Here is a 19,483-nt window from a genome sequence, read left to right as displayed (position 1 = left end):
CAAGCGGTCTTAGGAAGACAACTATAACACTCAACTCCTTGGCTCACAGAACGACATGGCTACGATCCGACTTGGCTTTCTGGCAATATGGCAGTGCACCCACTCCATGGGATCGGCCGCACTTAAGGGCAGAACGCCCGTGAGCATCTGGTACAGCGTGACGCCGAGGGCGTAGAGATCACTGCGGGCGTCGATCGAGCGGTTCATCCGCCCGGCTTGTTCGGGCGCCATGTAGGCAAGCGTACCGGCGATGGTCTCGGGGGGCTCGGGCGCCTGCCGCTCGCGGGACAGGCGCGATGCGATGCCAAATCCGGTGAGCCGCACGTGTCCATCAACGCAGTGCACCACAATGTTAGCTGGCTTGATGTCTTTGTGGATGAGGCCGCGTTGGTGGAGCTTGCCTAGAGCCGTTGCGGCGCCGATCGCGAGGGCCAAGAAGTCTCCGACATCGAAGGGTGAGCCGAGCAGCTTGGCGAGCGGCTCACCGCCCGGATCCTCGAGCACCAGCACCATGGTTCGGCCGCTGCCGCGCTCCACCTTGAGCGGTCGCACCGCCCAGGCTGCGTCCAGCTCATCCTTCAAGCTCAATTCGTGAGCAAGGCGATTGAGTCTTGAGCGGGACGGGGGGGCGGCGGCATCGGCAACAAGCAGCACGGCAAGCCGGTTGCCATTGTCGTCCAGTCGCCAGCCACGGCTGAGCACACGCTCGCCGTCCTCCCATAACACCTGAGAGCTACCGTCCGAGTAGGCGCCCTTCAGCGACTGTTGCACCATCTGTCAGACTCCGGCGTCTGGCGCCGGCTTGAAGTCGGCTGATCAAGCTTCTCGGCGGCCGAAAGTTCCACTCGAGCGAACACTCCTGGAACGAGCGCCGCACTCTCGCCGCAGCCCCCCAGCCGTTCCGATAACGGTCGGCTATCAACTCCATGGCGAGAGGTGATTTTCCTTTCAACCGGCCTGAACTCAAACTGCAGCCCATCGTCGCCCACCCTCGTGTGCGGGCCGAAGTCGGCGTTCCGTTTGAACAATCGCAAGCCAGGAGGTCCCACATGCAGATCAAGGAGACACCCGACGTTTCCTTCCCCGGCGGAGTCGAGCGTCCACCGCTTGAGGATGTCGTCGTGCTCGCGGACAGCGCCGGCGTCGCGCTTGGAGTACAGCGCGCGTTCAGCGCGAGGGTGCGAAGCGTCCACGATGACCGCAGCGGCCTCATCACGTCCAGGTGCGTGGAGATTCCGCTCGTCGGGCGCGACGGCGAGATCTCAGGGGTCCTGTGCCGGACCGCCCCACGGTCCGACACGCGCGGCGTGTTCTCCTCCCGCGGGCCGGCGAGGGCGATCGGGGACGTGGCGCAGTTCGTGGTCCACGATATCAACAACCTTCTCGCTGTAATCGGCAGCGGCCTGGAGCAGCTCGAGTGCCAGAGCGATACCGCATACCGAAAGGCGATCATCAGCAGGATGCAGCGCGCGATCACGCGAGGATCGTTGCTCAACCGTCAGCTCCTCGACGCTGCGCGACCATGCCGCGAGACGATCAGCGGGTTCGTCGCAGGCCGCCGCCTCGCAGCGCTTGCGGGCACGCTGGACAAGGCGTTGAGTCCCGACATCACGGTCCGCACCGATATCGCCCCTGATTTGTGGGACTTCGACGCTGACCCTGAGGAGTTGTACTTCGCGCTGCTGAACCTCTGCCGAAACTCGGCCGACGCTATGCCTGGGGGTGGCGCGATCACCGTCGCGGCGCGGAACGTCGAAGCTTCCGCTGGCGCGGCCCGGGGATTCGTCGAGATCGCCCTCTTCGACGACGGGAGCAGCATGCCCGAGGAGGCGCTCTCGCGGGCCTTCACCCCGTACTTCACGACAAAGGCCGCGGGCAGCGGCACCGACCTCGGGCTCCTCCGGGTCCAGCGCTTCGCCGAAGGACGAGGCGGCGCGGTCTGTATAGAGAGCGAGCGGGGTAGCGGCACCCTCGTGCGCCTCTTTCTCCCGCGCGTGCACGCAGCTGAGCTCCCTGGCAGCATCGTCGGCGCGGAGATCGCGTACACACCGTCACCCGACGGCGGCGTATTCCACGTCGTCAACCCAGCGAAGGCTGCGCCGACTTCTTAGCCGGCGCGAACACCTGGAGATCGGTTCAGCTATGCAACTCATGATCCCGCCCGGCCGCCTCGACCGTCCGGTCGACCACGAGAGGGACCACGTGCTCGGCCCCGCCGATGCAGAGATCACGCTCGTCGAGTATGGCAGCTACGCCTGCCCCCACTGCAGGGCTGCCAACGAGCGCATTGCCCAAGCACGTGACCAACTTGGCGACCGCGTCCGCTACGCGTTCCGCCACAGGCCGCTTACGAACAACAGCCTTTCGTTTCGGGCCGCCGAACTCGCTGAGCTTGCCCGGACGCCCGAGGCGTTGTGGTCCGCGCACATCAAGCTGATGACGAGGTCGATGCAGCTCACAGAGGATGACCTCGTCGCGGTGGCCACCGATCTCGGCGTGAACGCCAACTTCGCGCTCAGCGACAGCGACGCCGTGAGGCCCGCGCGGGCGAGGGTGGAGGCGGACGTCGCAAGCTCACGCGCAAGCGGGGTGAGATTCACGCCGACCTTCTACATCAACGGCCGGCGCTACGACGGACCCTGGGACGAGAGCTCTTTCGTCGACGCGATGCTTGGTACGCTCGGCCACCGCGTTCGTACGGCAGCCCTGGACTTCGCGAGCTGGGGCCCGTCCGCCGGCATTTTGCTGGTCCTCGCGACGGCGGCAGCGATCGTCCTGACGAACTCGCCGATCGGGCCGGCGTTTGAGGCACTTTGGCGCCAGCAATTCGGCGTGAGCTTGGGTGACGCAGGCTTTCAGATGTCCATCCTTCATTGGGTCAACGGCGGCCTGCTGACGGTGTTCTTCCTCGTCGTGGGATTGGAAGTGAAGCGCGAGATGACAATTGGCCACCTCGCGAGCCGCCGCTCCGCCGCGCTTCCGATCGCCGCCGCACTCGGCGGCATGGTCGTACCGGCGCTTCTGTATGCGCTGGTCATCCCTGCGGCGCCGTGGTCGCACGGGTGGGGCGTTCCAATGGCGACCGACACTGCGTTCGCGATTGCCTTGATCGCCGTGATGGGCGCCCGCGTTCCTGTTGAGCTGCGCATCTTCCTCACCGCGGCGGCCATCGTCGACGACATCGGTGCGATCGCCGTCGTCGCTGTGTTCTACTCTGGCGATATTCATCCGGGCTACCTGGCCGCGGCTGGCGCGGTGGTCGTTGCGCTGGCGCTGCTGAGCCGGTCGAGAGTCTACCTTCTCTCGCCCTACATCCTGTTGGGCGTCGCGTTGTGGGCGTTCGTCTATGCGGGCGGCCTCCACGCGACGCTGGCTGGCGTAGTGCTGGCCCTGTTCGTTCCCACGCGCGCGCCCGCCAACCTGGCTGCCCTGATGACGCAGGCCAGCACCATCATCGCCTCCGAGGCTCGGCACGAAGGTGAGGTTCTCAGGCACGGCCCCTCCACCCCGGCACTACACGCGCTCGACGCAATCTTCGACAGACTTGAATCGCCGGCCGACCGGCTGCTGCGGCACGCCGGTGCGCGATCGAGCTACGCTGTCCTCCCGATCTTCGCACTGGCGAATGCGGGGCTGGCGATCAATCCGGGCGTCTTTGTTGGGCATGGCTGGCTCATCGCCGCGATCGTCGCTGGCCTCGTCATAGGAAAGCCGCTCGGTATCTTCCTCGCGGCTGCTGCGGCCGTGCGCGCAGGCATAGCCGTCAAGCCGGCAGAGTACACGTGGCGGCAGTTGGCCGGGGCGGGAGCCCTCGCTGGCATCGGCTTCACGATGTCGCTCTTTATCGCCGGGCAGGCGTTTCCAAGCGCTCCCGACTTCTCGGCCGCCAAGATCGCGGTGTTCGCCGCGTCGATTCTTTCGGCATTCGTTGGGGCTGCCCTGCTCTGGGGAGCTTCGCGTCAGGAGCTTATCAAAGAGGCGCCGCAGAGCGCCAGCATGCAGGCATCATAGCCTGCTGGCGTTTATGCGGGATCGTGAAAAGGAGGTCTTTCGATGATTCTACCTACCGATACGACAGTAGCAGTCGCTGACGGCGAAACGGTCCGCCTGTTCCGCAATACGGGTGCAAAACCTGGCGTGCATTTGGTCGAGATCACTGGGAGTCCGCTTGCGCACGCCCACTCAGGCTCGGGTGCGCGCCATCACACCGGCTCTGCCAACCCGGATGGCGGGCGGCTCGACGAGGACGACTTCGCGGCAGCCACGGCCGCGTTCCTGAACAAGCTCAGCCTGGATGGGACCATAAAACACCTGGTCGTTGTCTCCGACCCCAGGACCCTGGGGGAGATGCGCAAGCACTTCCACCGCGACCTGAGAGGCAAGATCATGGGCGAGTTCGCGAAGGACTTCAGCCGGCGTCCGCTCGAGGACATCGCCTCATTGATCGCTCACGCCTGACGCGCCTCTGGAAAAGGCTGCCGGCGCAAGCCTGGTCAGTCATAACCCGCGCGAATAACTCAAAGTTACCGACGACGACTACTGCTCTCGACCAATCTGAACCAAACCAACCGTCTAAATGGATCAGCAATGGACAAGATAGTCAAAGCTGCCTCTGGCATTCTAAGCAGCATCAAGAGGACGCAAGGTTCTGCTGACTGCTTGGTGTCCCGTTCCAATCTCTCGACTAACCGGCATCTCGCATTAGAAGGAGCCTCCGCATGACCTATTACCTAATCGCCTCGCGCGCCGCGATCATCTTCTGGACGAGCCTTGCAATGGTGCCAACCGAAATCCTCTTTGACGCGTTAAATACCGAATTGGAGCGCCGCGGCGTGGAGCCATAGGGCTCCCTGCTTGGTCCTGCGGCACGTGCCAGAGAGGAAGATCGTTGGAGCCCGAAATGACAGAGCACCTTGCACCGATACCGAATCCCGATGGATCGTTGCTTCTTCGGGAGTTGAACCACAGAGTAAATAACGAGCTCACCAGCACTATCTGCACGATTTCAGCCAAAGCGGTGAAGTCGGATGACGTGGCAGTCAAGGCCGCGCTCCTCGATGTGGTAGACCTCCTGCATGGTTATGCCGATGTTCACAAGGCACTACGCATGCCGGATCCAGGGCACCTGACCGACGCCGCAGGGTACCTCCAGCATCTTTGCTTCTCCATCACGAAATACCGACTGGACCGGCGGAGTATACGTCTCTTATGTTCGGCGGATGATTTGCGGCTTGAGGGCGAACGCTGCTGGAAGCTTGGGTTGATCGTATCCGAGCTGCTCACCAATGTGGCACGACATGCTCGGTTCGACGATAGACATCCGGAAGCGAAAGTGAAGTTGCGGCTTGCGGGTAACGCCGCAAGGTGCTCGGTCTCTGACAATGGCTCCGCATCTGATCTCGTGGTGCGCGGTCGCGGGCTAACGATCGTCGGCGAGTTGGCCAGCAGTTTGGGTGGCTGCATTCATGCATCTTGCGCCGCCGAAGGGTCTTCCTTCCTTCTCACCTTCCCATTGACTGAATCCGAGCAACGTGCCGCCGGCGCAAACTCATATGTCCTGAAGCGAAGGAAGGTGCGTCGGTCCGGCAGCTTGCAGGTTCCAAAACCTGAAGATGCAGCGGCTGGCTGGGCCAGTCGTCCCACTCAAGGAGGCCGAACATGACCAGAGTCCATTTCCGCTGCTCGACCCCGAAGGAGGTCTTGGTCGAACGCTTGGAAAACAAGAAGAAACTGGCGAGCCCGACACGATACGAACGTGTGACCTCTGCGTTCGGAAGGCAACGGTTAGGGGACTATCGGACGACCAAACCAGCGCCTTCCTGATCTCTGACGGTATATGAAGCTACGCCGTGCCGGTACGGGCAGTGGCGATTTCCGCTACGTATGCAGGGCTATTCAGTCGATTGACGCCGATAGGTAGCGGAATCGCCAGTATTCCGAGCGGCACAAATTATTCTGTGAATTCAGGACCGAAAAAATTCGGCGGGTATACCGTCGGGATTTGTCCGTCAAACTTGAAGATTTGTGCTTGTAGATCAACGACGAAAAGTTCTCCTAGATGATTGAGTGGGAGTAGTGCGGCTTGCTGCCATCGCGTAGTTTAGCGTGGTCTTGTCGAATTGTTCTCGCCTCCTTCGCGTTGGGGATTCTGACCGAAGTAGTGAGCTTGGCTTACGCCGGTAGAAGTTCAAAATCCATTGCGTCTTCATCGTAGCGCGTTGGATCGTACAGAAGGGCCGGGGCCAAATCTTTGCTTCGAGCACCGGCAGGTTTTGGCGCAAAGCGGGCACGAATTTGATTGGCCACGCTGTTCTTGCCGTTGTTAGCTGAACTGGCCCGTGATGGACTGGACCGGGACATCGGGAAAAGTGAAGCGCAATCATTACTTAAGCCGCAGCTCGATCGGTCATGTCGTACCAAATGTAGTACTGCGGCTGGTTCGGAGCTCGACGGGTAAACGATTTCGCGCTTCTTCGTTTCTATGGTGGCGGTGGCGTAACGCAGCGTAACAGCCAAAACGGCAGCTGCTGCTGGCTCCAGTGATGGTCAACATGATGGCTCGGTCCATCCACGTCTGCTTTCAGGAGCGGAGTGGACGTGAAGCAGGGCTGATCCCGACTTCCAGATCTTGACTCGGTTTTTAGTCCGCTTCGAATGAAGGTTCATGCGTCCGGGCGACGCGGAACGATGGTCATCGGAGTGAACGCATAAACTGCCTGGCCATGCTGGTTGTACATCGTCCACTTCATGCCCACGGTGCCTTGCGGTTTGGTCTTCGAGGGAGCGAGGCTTTCGATTTCGCCCTCCAGGTGCAGGACGTCGCCGGGGCGCACTGGCGCCATCCAGCTCACTCCGCCTCCAATTCCGATAATTGGATGATCACCGAACGGGCGGCTTTCAACCAGCAGCCTCATTGCAATTGCAGCTGTGTGCCATCCCTATGCCGCAAGACCTTTAAAGAACGTTTTGGCAGCTGAATCTTCGTCCAAATGCATTGGTTGTGGGTCGAATTCTGCCGCGAAACGCTTGATTTCTGGAGCGGTGATCTGGGCTTCACCGGTTCTGAATTGCATCCCAATGGCAAGGTCGTCAAACCACTCGATCATAGCCATAAGCCGTCTCCTACTGCCAATCTGTCTGCTTTCGTCGTCGCCTAGCCCAGATAGCCGTGCACGCCGTCCCACAATAGCTTCAGCGCAGTGATGACGAGCAATCCGTAGCAGGCCCGATAGATCTGGCGCTGGTCGAGCCTGCCGTGAAGCTGCCAGCCTGCCCACACGCCGGCGGGAACGGCGAGCAGGCACGTCGCCATCACGATCCACACGTTGTGGCCCGGCCTCACCAGCAACAACCATGGCACTGCCTTGAGCGCATTGCCGACGGTGAAGAACATGCTCGCCGTTCCCGCATAGACGTCCTTGGCGAGCCCAAGCGGGAGCAGATACATCGTAAGCGGCGGTCCCCCCGAATGTGCGACCATTGAGGCGATTCCGGAGCTGAGGCCGGCAGCGACGGCTTTCCGCGTTGAACGCGGCTGGATCGTCACCTCGGGGCCGCCGAAGAACCACAGCACGACGAAGATCAGGGTGACCACGGCCATCACGATTGCGACGGCCCGATGGTCGAGCACACGAAACAGTGCATAGCCGAGCCCAATTCCCGCCATGAGACCCGGCAACAGCATTTTGAGGTCCGGCTTCGACCAGGTCGAGGGCTTCCAGTAGCGCAGCGCATACAGGTCCATGGCGATGAACAAGGGCGCCAGCAGGCCACCGGCGGTCACGGGGTCCATCACCAGCGACAGCATGGGAATGCCGACAATGGCAAAGCCGCCGCCGAATGCCCCCTTCATGAAGCAGATCAAGAAGACGCCGGCAAAGGCGACCAGGATCGTGGTGGCGGTCAGTTCCATGGCTCGTCTCCCTATCCGACGCTCGCGAGCCGCCGGCGGTCAGCGCCAGCGCGGGTGGCTGCTGTCCGTCTCGGTTCTTCGTCGCTCGGATGTGCAAGCGGCGACATGTTGGCCGAATAGGCTGTCCCGGGCTCGATGGACGCTAGGGCGGATTCGCTGAAACCGCGCCTCGAGCGCAGCGCATTGATGTCGCGCGCCACTGTCACTTCGCGACGATATTGGCCGGGTGCCATACCGGTCGACTGCCTGAATGCGCGACTGAAGTTTGCCTGGCTCGAGAATCGGAGAGACAGCGCGATTTCGACCAATGCCGTTTCGCCTTCGGTCAACAAGACTTCCGCGCGCTCAAGCCGCCGCGCAATGACATAGCGGTGAGGCGATTGCCCGACGGCTTGCTTGAATGCTCGCGCGAAGTGAAACCGGCTGAGGCAGGCGACCGAGGCCATCTCATCCAGGGTGAGGTCGCATTCCAGATGCCCATCGATGTAGTCGAGGACTCGAAACAGGCGGCGTCGGTCGAGCCTTCCCTTGGCTGACAGGCCGTTCGAATGGCCAGCTGGCTCCATGGTCCCCGGTTGAAGGAGCCTCGTGGCAAGGGCTACCGGTACTCTGCTTTCGGTTTCCAAGGCGGCCTCCTGCCAGTTCTCGCGGGATTGCACCTCGCGAAAATAGGCGGCCGGGCGGCGTGCGCGGCATCCGTCAAATGACCAGTCCGGTGACCGATGGGATTAAGGTGCCGAGGTACCGGCTGTGGAGAGGATGGCAGACAGGCCCGATCGGGAGGTGATTCCGATCTTCGAAAAGACCCGCTGCAGGTGGTAGCCGACGGTCCGATGAGACAGATAGAGCCTCGCCCCGATGACCTTGTTCGAATGTCCTTTCGCCGCTAGCTGGGCGATGTGCAGCTCCTGCGGGGTCAGGTCCTCCCAGACTTGCGCGGTCCGGCGAAGGCTTGCCTCGCCTGCTGCTCGCAATTCTTCCCGCGCGCGATCACTCCAGGGCGCGGCGCCAAGGGCGTCAAAAACATCACGTGCCTGGCGCAGCGGAGCTCGTGCATCGGCGGAGCGCCGCTGCCGACGCAGCCAGGCGCCATAACCGAGCGAGAGGCGCCCGCGCAGGAAGGGCCAATTCTTGGCTGCTGGCCCAAGACCTTCCAGGAAGAACCGTTCGGCATCCTCATTCGTCGCGACCAACGCCTTGCCATAGGATAGCATCGTTTGGACCCATGGCACCGGTCTTGGGCCAGATACGCGCTCTATCTCGTCGATCACGCTGCGCGCGTCCTGCACTCGATCCGAATGAACAGCCGCCTCGACGAAGTCGGCCAGCGCAAAGAATTGCAGACCCGCGTTGAAGGCTGGATCGGCAGGCGCGAACAGGCGCTGCAGATGCGCGAATGCCTCTGAATGCCGGCCCGCGCTGATGGCTGTTATCCCTCGCGCCAGTTGCAGCATCGCGAGCAGGAAGCTCGCTCGACTGGGCAAAACGAGGCGTTCCGCTTCACTCGCATATTCTTCAGACCGCTCCAGATTGCCTTGCATGCCGGCAACCTTCGCCTTCACGATGGCAGCCGCTGCCTTCCACACGATGGATCCGATCTCTTCCGCAAAACGGATCGCTTCCTCCGCCTCTCTCATCGCGCCAATCCAGTCGCCGACTTCCATTTCGGCCCATGCCTGGGCGAAAAGTGCGCGCGACAGGTTGCCAATTCGAGCTTGCTTACGCAGCTCCGCGGTGGAATCGGCCAGAAAACTCACACCAAGATCGAATGCGCCGACAACATTCGCAGTGCTGCCAAGGATGCGTGCGACATGCGGATCGTTGCTCCTCCTTTCGGACAGCGCCTTCAGCTTTGCGTACACCTCGCCACCTCGGCGAAGTGGCTCGGCATAGGCTGATATCGCTATGCCCCTTGGGTCGAGCTCGAGGAGCTTGAGCCGTCTAGTCGCAGAGAGGACGTCTGAGCACAGGTCGCTACTCGCGTTACTCCACCAGCAGCGTTGCGCTGCGCGCCAGAGAAGATTGCTTGCAAGGTCCTTTGCTCCGCCCGCATGTGCCTGGTCGGCAAATTTGACCAACGCGGAGATCCTGCCGGGATCATTGATTGTCAGGAACTGGCTCATTTCCCGACACCACCCGACCCGCGCTGTACCTAACTCGTCCGACGGATCAACCGCAGCCTCTCGCAATAGATGCTCGAGCAACTTCGGCCGCCCGAGGTCCGTCACAATTTCGGCGGCCTGCAAGAAACGCTCTCGCCTGGCCTCGACCGTCTTGCTCAGCTTTGCTGCAATTTGCAGGACTTCGACAACGGTGCTGCCGGCCCCTCTGCGCTGCGCTCGATGCGCCATCTGATCCAGTTCGCCAGCCAATTCATCGTCAGGACCCATTGCCGCGGCTGCACGATGCCAAAGCTTGCGATCCCGATCCTCGATGACCCCGGCGAGTGCGGCGTGAACCTTTTGACGCACGGCCATGTCGGCGGCCTGGTGGATCGCGGATCGCACGAGAGGATGTCGAAACCGCGCCTCTGTTGCATCGAGCTCGATGAGCTTGCCCAAGACCGCAGGCTCAAAGGCTGAAAAATCAATGGTCCGAGCCAGCAGCACCTCGCCGGCACGCATGATCTCGTAGAGAGAGCTTCCGTCGTTCTCGGCCGCAATATACAGCAGCATGCGTGTGACCTCGGGAAGGTCGGACAGACGGCTGGAGAAGGTGCGTTCAAGCCGCTCCGTCAACGGCAGCCATGCCGCCTCGCGATCATCCTCCGAACGCGAGCTGCGCGGTAGCTCCACCAACGCCAGGGGATTTCCGGCGGCTTCTCTCAAAAACCGGTTGCGCAGATTTTCGGAAAGGCCGGGCGCCTGCATCTCGAGCAAGCGGGTCGCGTCGGCTTCGCTGAGAGCCGGAACAGCGTGTCGCAAGGTGTTGGCGTCGCCAAATGGAAGCTCGAAACCCTCGCGCAAAGCCAGCAGCAGAACGACGGGGTCAGAACTCAGCCGACGGGAAACAAAAGACAAGACCTGGCGCGTCGGTTCATCAAGCCATTGCGCATCGTCAACTGCCAGCAGGATTGGTTTGTGATCTGGGCCTTCTGTCAGGAGTGCCAGGGTCGCAAGTGCGACCAGCCAAATATCCGGTGCTTCGGTGGTCGCGCCGCCCATGCCAAAGGCGCTGAGAAAGGCAGACCGTTGATGAGCAGGTAAAGACTTTGCCTGCTTCATGAGCGGATGCAGCGCCTGCTGAAGCCCGGCGAAAGCCAGATGCGCTTCGGCGAGAACGCCCGTCATGCCGAGCACGGCGATGCCGCGCTCCCGCGCTCGATCTTTGGCTTCCTCGAGCAGCGCCGATTTGCCAATTCCGGCTGCTCCGCTAATAACGAGAGTAGCCCCACCCTGATCGATCCGGTCAAGCAATTGATCGATGAGATCGATTTCTGTTTCGCGTCCCAGCAAGGATGGTAGCCTGGATCGCGGGATACGGTCGCGCTCCTTCTGCAGGGGAAAAGCGGATTTTTTCGGCCCTTTCGCCATCGTTGGCTTCGCGCTCTGTCGGAGACGATTCCAGTCCCGGGGACGCAGCTTATCATGTGCCGGAGAAGAGGACAGGCGCGATTTTATCGGCATGAATGTCGATCATTCGATCGCGGATGCGGCGGTTATTGGAGTTGGGCTGGATGACCGGCAAGGCTCACTGCTCGGGCCAAGCCAATTCGTCTCATCCCTTGGTGGCTCAGGCGCGGAGCGCATCGATGGTGTGGGCCGCAAAAACGCCTGCGCTCGCCAGGGCCAGAAATGCTATCAGGATATTCAAGTCCATCCTCGCGCTCGGGGAGGTCGGCTTCCTGAGACAAAGCGGCACACGCCTCCCTGGCCGAGGACAAACACCGGCACCGTCCGGGAAAGGTTCGTGTTGCTCGCCAGCGTGGGGCGATGTTGCAATGCTCTGGACATGCCACTGGTCGCTCTTTGAGTCATACTAGCGTGAGGCGGTTTGTCGGTTGCCAGCTTTAGCGATGTCGCCCTGCGGAGCCGACCCAAGGACTTCGACGGTCGCAGTAGCTCCGGCGACGAGTTCGTTGCGCTCGTCGGCACGGTCGAGCGCGATCCGGACCGGGACGCGTTGGGCGAGCCGCACCCAGTTGAAGGTCGGATTGACGTTGGCGAGAAGGCTGGAACCGTTGCTGCGATCGCGATCTTCGATGCCGGCTGCAACGCTCTCGACCTTGCCCAGCAACGCACGGCTGCTTCCCATCAGACGCACGTTGACGGGATCGCCGACATGGATGCGCTGCAGCTTGGTTTCTTCGAAGTAGCCCTGCACGTGCAGCGTGTCACTATCGAGCAGCGCCATCACGCCCTTTCCGGGAGTGAGATAGGCGCCCGGACGCAGCTCGTTGTTGGTGACAATGCCGCTGACCGAGGCCCGCACCTCGCTGCGTTCCATGTTGAGCTTTGCAAGGGCAACATCCGCGACGGCCTGGTCGTAGGCCGCCTGGGCCGAGCCTTGAATCGCGACGACTTGATCCATCCGCTGCGTAGAAACCACGACGCCGGGTGTGAGCGCACTGTAGCGCTTCAGATCGGCATTGGCGTTGTCGAGCGTTGCGCGCTTGCCTTCCTGTACCGCCTCTGCCTGCTTGAGCGCGATCTCATAGCGCGCCCGGTCGATCCGGAAGAGCACGTCGCCCTTTTGGACTTGCTGATTGTCCCGAACCAGAACCTCGCTCACAAAGCCGGAAACATCGGGAGCCACGGGCACGACGTCGGCCCGTACGTGTCCGTCACGGGTCCAGGGCGCATCAAAGTAGTAATCCCACAGCTTGTAACCGGCCCAAACTGCGACCAAAACAACGGTACCGGTCAGCGCGAAGCGACGTAGCGGGTTGAGAACGGCTTTCATGGCGCCAACTCCTTGGAGATGAGGTTCGGTACAGGCGTCGTTGCAACGCGATCTTGATTGACCCGGCGCTGTCGGCCAGCCTCGAAGCCGTGCATGCCGGTCTGCCATTGCAGGCCAACAATGGTCCCCTTTACGGGCTGCAGGAGAAAGAGAGCCGAAAGCCCGGTGACGGGGAGCCAGATCAGCAGTTGAAGCCACGCCGGAGGCGAATAGGCCATCTCGACGGCAAGAAGTCCCGGCACGACCAGATGGCCGACGATCGCGATCACGAGATAGGCCGGAAGGTCGTCGGCACGTTGCGGCGTGTAATCTTCACCGCAAACCTCGCAATTGTCGACGACCTTGAGAAAGGCGCCGAACAGGTGGCCTTGTCCGCAGTTCGGGCACTTCATCCTGAACCCGCGCCATAGAGCCTTTTTGAGGGAGACGGGTGCTGTCATGTGAGTAACTCCGCTGAGCCTAAGACGAGGCCGGTGAGCAGGCAGATGAAAAGCGCGAAATCGAACAGTGCGGGATGCCAGATCCATCGATAGAGGCCGTTACGCGCGATCTGCTTGCTGATGAAGCGCTCAAGCGCGTAGGCAACCACACTCCAGAGCAGGAGCGTCGGAACGAGCACGCCAAAAAGGTCAAGTTGATATTTCATGCGGCTATCGTCCCAGTTTCGATTTGCTGCGGTTGATAGGTCGGCGACTCCGGGAAGAGCCCGGAACGAACGCCGGTGAGACCGACCAGCACGTGATCGCGGGCTTCGCTCCTGGGTTCCTGCAACGCCAATGCGATGGTGCCGTCGAGCTGGCCTACCAGTTCATCGGGGAGCGCTCCCGCAGTGTGGGTCCGGCAAATCGGGGCAAGACGAGCGAAGAACGCTTCGGTTGCCGCTCTTGCGCTGCGTGACAGCCCCAGGCTCGATCGCCTCACGCCGAGTATGTTGAGCGCTGTCCGAAGCTGCCGAAGGTTGGCGGCGCCGCTCCTTGCGTCGGCGGGGACGACGGCGATACGCGTAGCAAGCAGGGCGAGGCGATGCTGCATGAGGCTGGCAAGCGCAAAGGGATCTTTATCCGAGGCGCGCTCGGCGACTGATGCAAGCGTGGTCCAATTGCTTTGGAGCAATCGCTTTGCGATCCAATCGGCTCCGGCCATGCGAACGATGCCGCAGGTCACGCCGGTCAGCGCCACACCTAGCATCAGCGCAACGCTGGAGTTGGCATAGGTGATAAAATCAGCCGAATAGGTCTCGGTCAACGCGAGTTGGACCGAGAGGTAGATGGCAAGTATGGCACCGATACGCGCGGTCGCGGGCCGCGCGGTCATCCAGCCGAACAGCACGAAGGGAGGCATCAATGCGGCGATGAGCACCTCGAGAGTCGTAATCCGCGGCAGCACGCCAAACAGGTAGATGCCATGGACCGCGATTACGACGAGGAATAGTCCGTAGAAATTGCGGAACGCCGGCAGCGGATCGTCCGCGCCCGCCAGAAAGCTGCCGACGACAGCTGCGAAAAGCGGTGCGGCAACTCCGTCCGACCAGCCGGTCGCGATGGAGAAGCAACTGCAGCACAGCACCGCAAGGGCTACGGACCCGGCCGCCAGGAGCGCAGACCAGTAGTCGCGATGCGGGACGGCAACAGCCGTGGCGCCATGAAAGAAGACGAGATGAAGCGATTCGGGATTGCGCCCCTCGGAGATGGCCTCGCGCAGAAGCTGGCAATCCTGCATGACATCGACGAGGTTGCGCAGCCGTACAATGAGGCCAGAGATCGCGATCTCGATCCAGCCGGCGTCCGCGCTCAGCACGGGTCGTGCTTTATCGAGCGCTGCGCGCAACGCATCGGCTTCCTGTCCATCGCGGCCTCCCGCTTCAAGCCATGCCGCTATCCTTGCGCACATAGAGGAAATGCGCGCAGCCGCCTCGTCATGCGGACCGAGAGGCAGCTTGCGATCCTCGATCGATCCGAGCAGCGGCAGCAGCGACAGCATGTGCTGCCGGAGCAATTGCAGCCCTCGCCCGATATTTGTGGACGTGGTCGCCTCAAAGCCGAGATGACGCCCCAGCTGGTCGATTTCGGAGGCCGCAGCGGCAAGACGTATGCGTTCGCTATCACGCTGCTGATCGCTGCCGCGACCCGTCAGGACGTCTGCGGCGAGCCGGCGCGCGCCGGCCAGCCATGCGTCGGTTTGCGCGGTGACAGCGGAGGCCACGCCGCGTGGCAGCACGAGCATCGCGACAACGCTCGCGCAGACGATTCCGAGCATGATCTCCTGCACGCGGGAAACCACGATGTCGAACGCCGACTGTGGCGTCGAGACGATGGGAAATCCGAGCAGCGCGACGGTGTAGCCGGCCAGCATGAAGACATAGCTGCGCGGCGTGCCGTCGATCAGCGACAGATACAGGCAGATGCCGACCCACAGCGCGATGCAGAGGCTGAGCAGCTCCGGCGCATTGACGAGGTTCGGAACCAGCACGATGGTCCCCGCCGCGCCGATCAGTGTGCCCAGAATGCGGTAGACGGCCTTGGAGGTAGTTGCGCCCGTGAACAGGTTCGAGGTGATGTAGACTGACGCCATGGCCCAATAGGGACGCGGCATGTCCAGCAGCAGCGCGATCGAAAACGCCAGCATCGCCGCAGCAAAGGTCCGCAGCGCGAAGAGGATGGCGGCATGTCGGTCCCGAAATGAGGTAGCTTGGGTCACGGAGTCGGCCAACCGTTGCGTCAGCAGTGGACGGAGTTTCTATGTGCGATGCATGACCTCGCGTCAGCCAGCGACGCCGTTGCAAATACGTTCGAAACGCATTGCAGCGGTATCGGGCGTTTCGTTCCGCAGTCGGCTGGAGTCGCCGACGTCTGCATGACGCCGATGACGTCCGGTTTCAGAAACGCGACGAACATCACGAGGCACAGGATTTTGCCAGCGAACACGGCGAGGCACAGAGCGTCTTTCATGTCGGGTCTCGATCAGTGGATCTTGGCTGCATTCGTCATACGCGTTCTGGTCTGCTGCGGCTTTGCACGGATTGCCGATGCATTTTCATTTCTTGCTGTCGGAGCAGCGGCCGCAACTTCTTCCACCGCAGCGAACGCATCGTGTGTGCTGCGCCGCGAGGTCTGGGAAAGGACTTCGGGGACGAGGTCCGACGCGAGGCCAGACTCAGCAATGTGTGTTACGGGCGCGTGAGTGGTGTCGAACACCACCCGCTCCGGCCATTTTTGATCCGAAGTGATGCGCAGGTTGGCTCGTTCGCTCGGAGCGACCGCGGAATGCGAATAGGCAGGAGGCGCTGGGAGCAGCCAGTCGGCCGCAAACAGCAACACGAGGAGGGCGCCTCCCACCCACACGAAGTATTGACGTATCGGCACGTCGAGCGGCCTTTCAGTGAATGACTAGGCCCGCGAAGATAGTCGGATGATGGCACGCGGGGCTTTGCAGCGCGTGCTCTCGTCTTGTCATTTGTTGCTGCCGGCTGGCTCGCAAACGATAGGCAGGCTCAGGCAAAAATCGAAAGCGAACGCCTGACGTCTGTCAGAGAGGATTTGGATGCTTGGGATCCCGCCGTCTGACGATATTGACCTGGCGCCTGCCCGGTCACCTGCTTGAAGGCTCGCGTGAAATTGGCTTGGCTGGAAAAGTTGAGCGTCAACGCGATGTCCACCAAGGGCCGATCGCCACGTATCAACAGGGCTTTCGCCCGCTCCAGGCGCTTGGCACTGACGTAGCGATGGGGAGAGTCTCCGACGGCTTGTCGGAAGGCTCGCGCAAAATGGTATTTGCTCAGGCACGCGATCGTTGCCATGCCTTCGAGGCTGAGGTCACTTTCCAGATTCGCATCGATGTAGTCCAGCACACGAAAGAGTCTGCGCTGATCGAGCCCATGGCGAGCGCGACGAGGAAAAAGCTGAGTGCGCGATGCGCTGGCTCGCTTTTGCAGCAACCTCGCCGCCAGACTGGATGCGAGGGATTCGACGAACACACTGCCCGCGGAAGTTTCAATCTTTAGCTCGGAGGCGATGGCAAATCCGATCTCGGCCAGCAGCGGATCTTCGAAACCCGTTTCGTAGTTTAGGGCGTGGATTACCGATTCGCCGGTCTTGTTGTCGAGATTGCTCGACGAGAACTGGCTTAGCGGAAGATAGATGTGCAGGAATTCCGGCAGATCCTCAGCGAAATCGATCTCACCTTCCTGCAAGCCGGGAGGAGAGAGCCAAACCGTACCTCGCTCGGCGACTATCTGACTTTCGATGCCCGGCGCCCGCCGCGTCAGAGTCGCTTGATTGCTCCGGGTGGCGACGCAAATCCGGATATCAGATTGTGGGGTCCTCCACGGGCCAACCCCTCTTCTAACAGTGCACAATTCGGCCGACAGGCCGGACCAGCCCCGATCCGTCGAAGACAGCAGCAGCTGGCCTGGACAGTCCCGATCCCAAATGCCACGGTGCGGCCACTGCTCATAGCGGCCTGCGGCGGCCGGCTGCTCTGATTGCATCTCCATGTGGCGCTCCAGGATCGCATTCATCATTGTTGCGAGGCTAACTTGGCACAGGCGGCGCAATTTGCTCGTTATCGGTTGTTAGAGGCTGTTAGTGTTTGCGAGTCTCACACTAGGCAGCGCCGCCCACCGGCCGCGGCAATGGTCGTCAATACTCAGTACTCCGCCGAATTTGGGATCATCCACGCCGACACCGTCTGCCAAACGCCGTCGCTCGACTTACGCTGATACGTGACGAAGTCGGCGTCGTCGCTGTACTGGATTTCGTACCGATAGGATTCGAGATGCCTTGTCATTGAACTCTCCTGTGTTGAGACGGCGCTTCTCGCGTCATCGTCCAAAGACATCGATTGGAGAGCCCGGCTCAAAAAGGGCCATAGGTGGAAAGGGTCCTTCCAGGCAGCGGAAGGCTCGCTCGAATGGCCATCCGGACCACCCCAGGCGATGCCGTCTTCCGGAGTCCGGGGCGATATGGCAAAATTGGAAGGTATCCTCCCGAATTATGGAAGGGATCCGATGGACCGCCTGGAAGCGATGTCGACCTTTCTGACCGTGGTCGAGCAGGGCAGCTTGTCCGCAGCGGCGAGGCAACTGAAAACGCCACTCACAACAGTCAGTCGCAACGTATCCGAGCTCGAGGCTCACCTGCGGACGAAGCTCTTCAACCGATCGAGCCGGCAGCTGGTGCTGACGGATGCAGGCACGTCCTACGTTGCGGCTTGTAAGCGCATCCTCACAGATGTGCTCGAAGCGGAGCGTACGGCGTCCGGCGAGTATACCACACCGACAGGCGAGCTGGCCGTAACCACCCCATTGGGCCTTGGGCGCATCATTCTGATGCCGATCATCGCGGACTTCCTCAAGACCTATCCGGATATCAAGGTCAGGATGATCCCGACCGATCAGAAGCTTAGCCTTGCCCAGGAGCAAATCGATGTCGCGGTGCGCATCGGCGAGTTGCCGGACTCAAGCCTGGTCGCACTACGGCTCGGCAGGACGCGCCGGGTGGTGTGCGCCAGTCCCGCCTATCTTGCGGCTCGCGGAACGCCGCGCACGCCGGAAGATTTGGCCGGGCATGATTGCATCAGCTATCCTGGCTTTTCGCCACCCGACGCTTGGACATTCGTCAGAGGCAAGGCGACCATAGCGGCGCCGGTGCATACGCGGCTCACCGTCGGCAGCGCGGAAGCGGCTTGTACGGCAGCCCGCTCTGGCGTGGGAATTTCCATCGTCTTTGCTTACCAACTCGAGGTTGGTCCGGAAGCGGGAGCCTTGACAACCGTGCTGGATGAATTCCAGCCGCCGTCAATGCCGGTCAATCTGGTCTATACCGCCAACCGGTTTCTGCCGATCAAGGTCAGAGCGTTCCTGGACTTTGCAGCACCGCGGCTGAAGCGAGTTTTCGCGGAGTAAACCGAGCCGGTGCTCACTCCGCTGTCGAGCTTCCAAAATCCGGAAGGATAACTCCCGGTTTCCCGGCCTGTTGACCCGGGCCTTTCGCCCCACCTCCCAGTCATGACCTGCCGGAAACGGCGTTACCAACTGGAGGCGAATATGGGTGAAGTCATCCAATTTATCCCGAAGGCCGAGCGCGAGCGGCTCCGCCTGATACGAGAAGCCCGCGCGATCTACGACAGCGTCTTCCCGCCGGCCGGTCCGGTCAACGGGCAGCCCGACAGCACACCGATCGTCATCAACGGAACCTGGATTCATCGGGGCGGCGAACCGTTGTCGTGATCGAAGACTTCGCCGTGCTCGATCGTCAACCATCAGGAGAAATCGTCATGTCAATCCGCAACATGCTTCTCGCCGCCGCATTCGGTATCGCCTCCGTCACGGCCGCCCAGGCAGAAGGGCTGCGTCCAATCGAGGCCAAGAGCATCGACCTCGGCGCGATATCGGGGGTGGCCTACTACACTGTCGAGCCTGATGGATTTCGCGTGGTTACCACGCTGGCGCAAGGCGAGACAGGAACACCGTTCCGCGTCGTATCTCTTCTCACACCTGGTCAGCGCCTGCTTCTCTCGACACCGCAGCCATCGGGCGTGATCGAGATCAGCCGGGAAGGTGACAGCGTGCTTGTTCGCAAACCGAACACGGCCTCGAACTGAACGACTCGTGCGGCTGCCAATCCATGGATGACCATGCAGCAGTAGCAGTCTCAGAAGGAAAAGTGAGAC

18 protein-coding genes and 2 pseudogenes are annotated in these 19,483 nt (G+C 61.6%); 8 read left to right on the top strand and 12 right to left on the bottom strand.

What is annotated here, in order from left to right; all coding sequences use genetic code 11:
• Positions 1 to 69: 69 nt before the first annotated feature.
• Positions 70 to 774 (bottom strand): annotated as a pseudogene (locus Q2M23_RS17680) (serine/threonine protein kinase); the annotation flags it as partial.
• 275 nt (positions 775 to 1,049) lie between these two features.
• Between Q2M23_RS17680 and Q2M23_RS17675 the strand changes: the two are divergent.
• The 5 genes from Q2M23_RS17675 to Q2M23_RS17655 all read left to right on the top strand — a co-directional run bounded on the left by Q2M23_RS17675 (position 1,050) and on the right by Q2M23_RS17655 (position 5,662).
• Complete coding sequence (locus tag Q2M23_RS17675; protein ID WP_316396275.1) at positions 1,050 to 2,111, top strand: ATP-binding protein; 1,062 nt, start codon at positions 1,050 to 1,052, stop codon at positions 2,109 to 2,111.
• 31 nt (positions 2,112 to 2,142) lie between these two features.
• Entirely contained in the window at positions 2,143 to 4,011 is a 1,869-nt protein-coding gene (gene nhaA / locus Q2M23_RS17670; protein WP_316396274.1) for a Na+/H+ antiporter NhaA, read from the top strand.
• Positions 4,012 to 4,053: 42 nt separating this feature from the next.
• Positions 4,054 to 4,458, top strand: coding sequence for a host attachment protein (locus Q2M23_RS17665; protein WP_316396273.1), 405 nt, complete (start codon positions 4,054 to 4,056; stop codon positions 4,456 to 4,458).
• Positions 4,459 to 4,718: 260 nt separating this feature from the next.
• Positions 4,719 to 4,844 carry a hypothetical protein gene (locus Q2M23_RS17660; RefSeq protein WP_316396272.1) on the top strand — a complete coding sequence of 42 codons (126 nt, stop codon included), beginning with the start codon at positions 4,719 to 4,721 and terminating at the stop codon, positions 4,842 to 4,844.
• 56 nt (positions 4,845 to 4,900) lie between these two features.
• Entirely contained in the window at positions 4,901 to 5,662 is a 762-nt protein-coding gene (locus Q2M23_RS17655) for a sensor histidine kinase (protein ID WP_316396271.1), read from the top strand.
• A 1,000-nt stretch (positions 5,663 to 6,662) separates the two neighbouring features.
• Here the strand turns inward: Q2M23_RS17655 and Q2M23_RS17650 are convergent.
• From Q2M23_RS17650 to Q2M23_RS17600, 11 genes and pseudogenes are all read right to left on the bottom strand, one after another.
• Positions 6,663 to 7,112: pseudogene (locus tag Q2M23_RS17650) on the bottom strand (MaoC family dehydratase).
• Positions 7,113 to 7,153: 41 nt separating this feature from the next.
• Positions 7,154 to 7,912, bottom strand: coding sequence for a sulfite exporter TauE/SafE family protein (locus Q2M23_RS17645; protein WP_316396270.1), 759 nt, complete (start codon positions 7,910 to 7,912; stop codon positions 7,154 to 7,156).
• An 11-nt stretch (positions 7,913 to 7,923) separates the two neighbouring features.
• A complete protein-coding gene (locus tag Q2M23_RS17640; RefSeq protein WP_316396269.1) occupies positions 7,924 to 8,538 on the bottom strand; it encodes an AraC family transcriptional regulator in 615 nt (204 codons plus the stop codon).
• A 102-nt stretch (positions 8,539 to 8,640) separates the two neighbouring features.
• Positions 8,641 to 11,445, bottom strand: coding sequence for an ATP-binding protein (locus Q2M23_RS17635; protein ID WP_316396268.1), 2,805 nt, complete (start codon positions 11,443 to 11,445; stop codon positions 8,641 to 8,643).
• 445 nt (positions 11,446 to 11,890) lie between these two features.
• Complete coding sequence (locus Q2M23_RS17630; RefSeq protein ID WP_316396267.1) at positions 11,891 to 12,814, bottom strand: HlyD family secretion protein; 924 nt, start codon at positions 12,812 to 12,814, stop codon at positions 11,891 to 11,893.
• On the bottom strand, positions 12,811 to 13,254 hold the full coding sequence (locus tag Q2M23_RS17625) for a DUF983 domain-containing protein (RefSeq protein WP_316396266.1): 444 nt from the start codon (positions 13,252 to 13,254) through the stop codon (positions 12,811 to 12,813). The genes Q2M23_RS17630 and Q2M23_RS17625 overlap by 4 nt, the downstream gene beginning before the upstream one ends.
• On the bottom strand, positions 13,251 to 13,460 hold the full coding sequence (locus Q2M23_RS17620; RefSeq protein ID WP_316396265.1) for a DUF1656 domain-containing protein: 210 nt from the start codon (positions 13,458 to 13,460) through the stop codon (positions 13,251 to 13,253). Before Q2M23_RS17620 ends, Q2M23_RS17625 begins: the two co-directional genes overlap by 4 nt.
• Positions 13,457 to 15,523: an FUSC family protein gene (locus Q2M23_RS17615; protein ID WP_316396264.1), complete on the bottom strand. Its 2,067-nt coding sequence runs from the start codon at positions 15,521 to 15,523 to the stop codon at positions 13,457 to 13,459. The genes Q2M23_RS17620 and Q2M23_RS17615 overlap by 4 nt, the downstream gene beginning before the upstream one ends.
• Positions 15,524 to 15,774: 251 nt before the next feature.
• A complete protein-coding gene (locus Q2M23_RS17610) occupies positions 15,775 to 16,131 on the bottom strand; it encodes a hypothetical protein (protein ID WP_316396263.1) in 357 nt (118 codons plus the stop codon).
• A 173-nt stretch (positions 16,132 to 16,304) separates the two neighbouring features.
• On the bottom strand, positions 16,305 to 17,306 hold the full coding sequence (locus Q2M23_RS17605) for an AraC family transcriptional regulator (RefSeq protein WP_316396262.1): 1,002 nt from the start codon (positions 17,304 to 17,306) through the stop codon (positions 16,305 to 16,307).
• A 152-nt stretch (positions 17,307 to 17,458) separates the two neighbouring features.
• Complete coding sequence (locus Q2M23_RS17600; protein WP_316396261.1) at positions 17,459 to 17,599, bottom strand: hypothetical protein; 141 nt, start codon at positions 17,597 to 17,599, stop codon at positions 17,459 to 17,461.
• Between the two features lie 220 nt (positions 17,600 to 17,819).
• Here Q2M23_RS17600 and Q2M23_RS17595 point away from each other — a divergent pair, with 220 nt between their 5' ends.
• The 3 genes from Q2M23_RS17595 to Q2M23_RS17585 all read left to right on the top strand — a co-directional run bounded on the left by Q2M23_RS17595 (position 17,820) and on the right by Q2M23_RS17585 (position 19,414).
• Entirely contained in the window at positions 17,820 to 18,716 is an 897-nt protein-coding gene (locus Q2M23_RS17595) for a LysR family transcriptional regulator (protein WP_316396260.1), read from the top strand.
• A 141-nt stretch (positions 18,717 to 18,857) separates the two neighbouring features.
• The gene (locus Q2M23_RS17590) at positions 18,858 to 19,040 is read left to right on the top strand and encodes a hypothetical protein (protein WP_316396259.1); all 183 of its coding nucleotides are present in this window, start codon (positions 18,858 to 18,860) and stop codon (positions 19,038 to 19,040) included.
• Positions 19,037 to 19,414, top strand: coding sequence for a hypothetical protein (locus Q2M23_RS17585; RefSeq protein WP_316396258.1), 378 nt, complete (start codon positions 19,037 to 19,039; stop codon positions 19,412 to 19,414). Before Q2M23_RS17590 ends, Q2M23_RS17585 begins: the two co-directional genes overlap by 4 nt.
• Positions 19,415 to 19,483 lie beyond the last annotated feature (69 nt).

The organism is Bradyrhizobium sp. 33ap4 (assembly GCF_032654765.1).
Classification (GTDB): Bacteria; Pseudomonadota; Alphaproteobacteria; order Rhizobiales; family Xanthobacteraceae; genus Bradyrhizobium; species Bradyrhizobium australafricanum.
The sequence above is the reverse complement of the archived record's forward strand: the minus strand, read 5'-3'. Positions and strand labels throughout refer to the sequence as shown.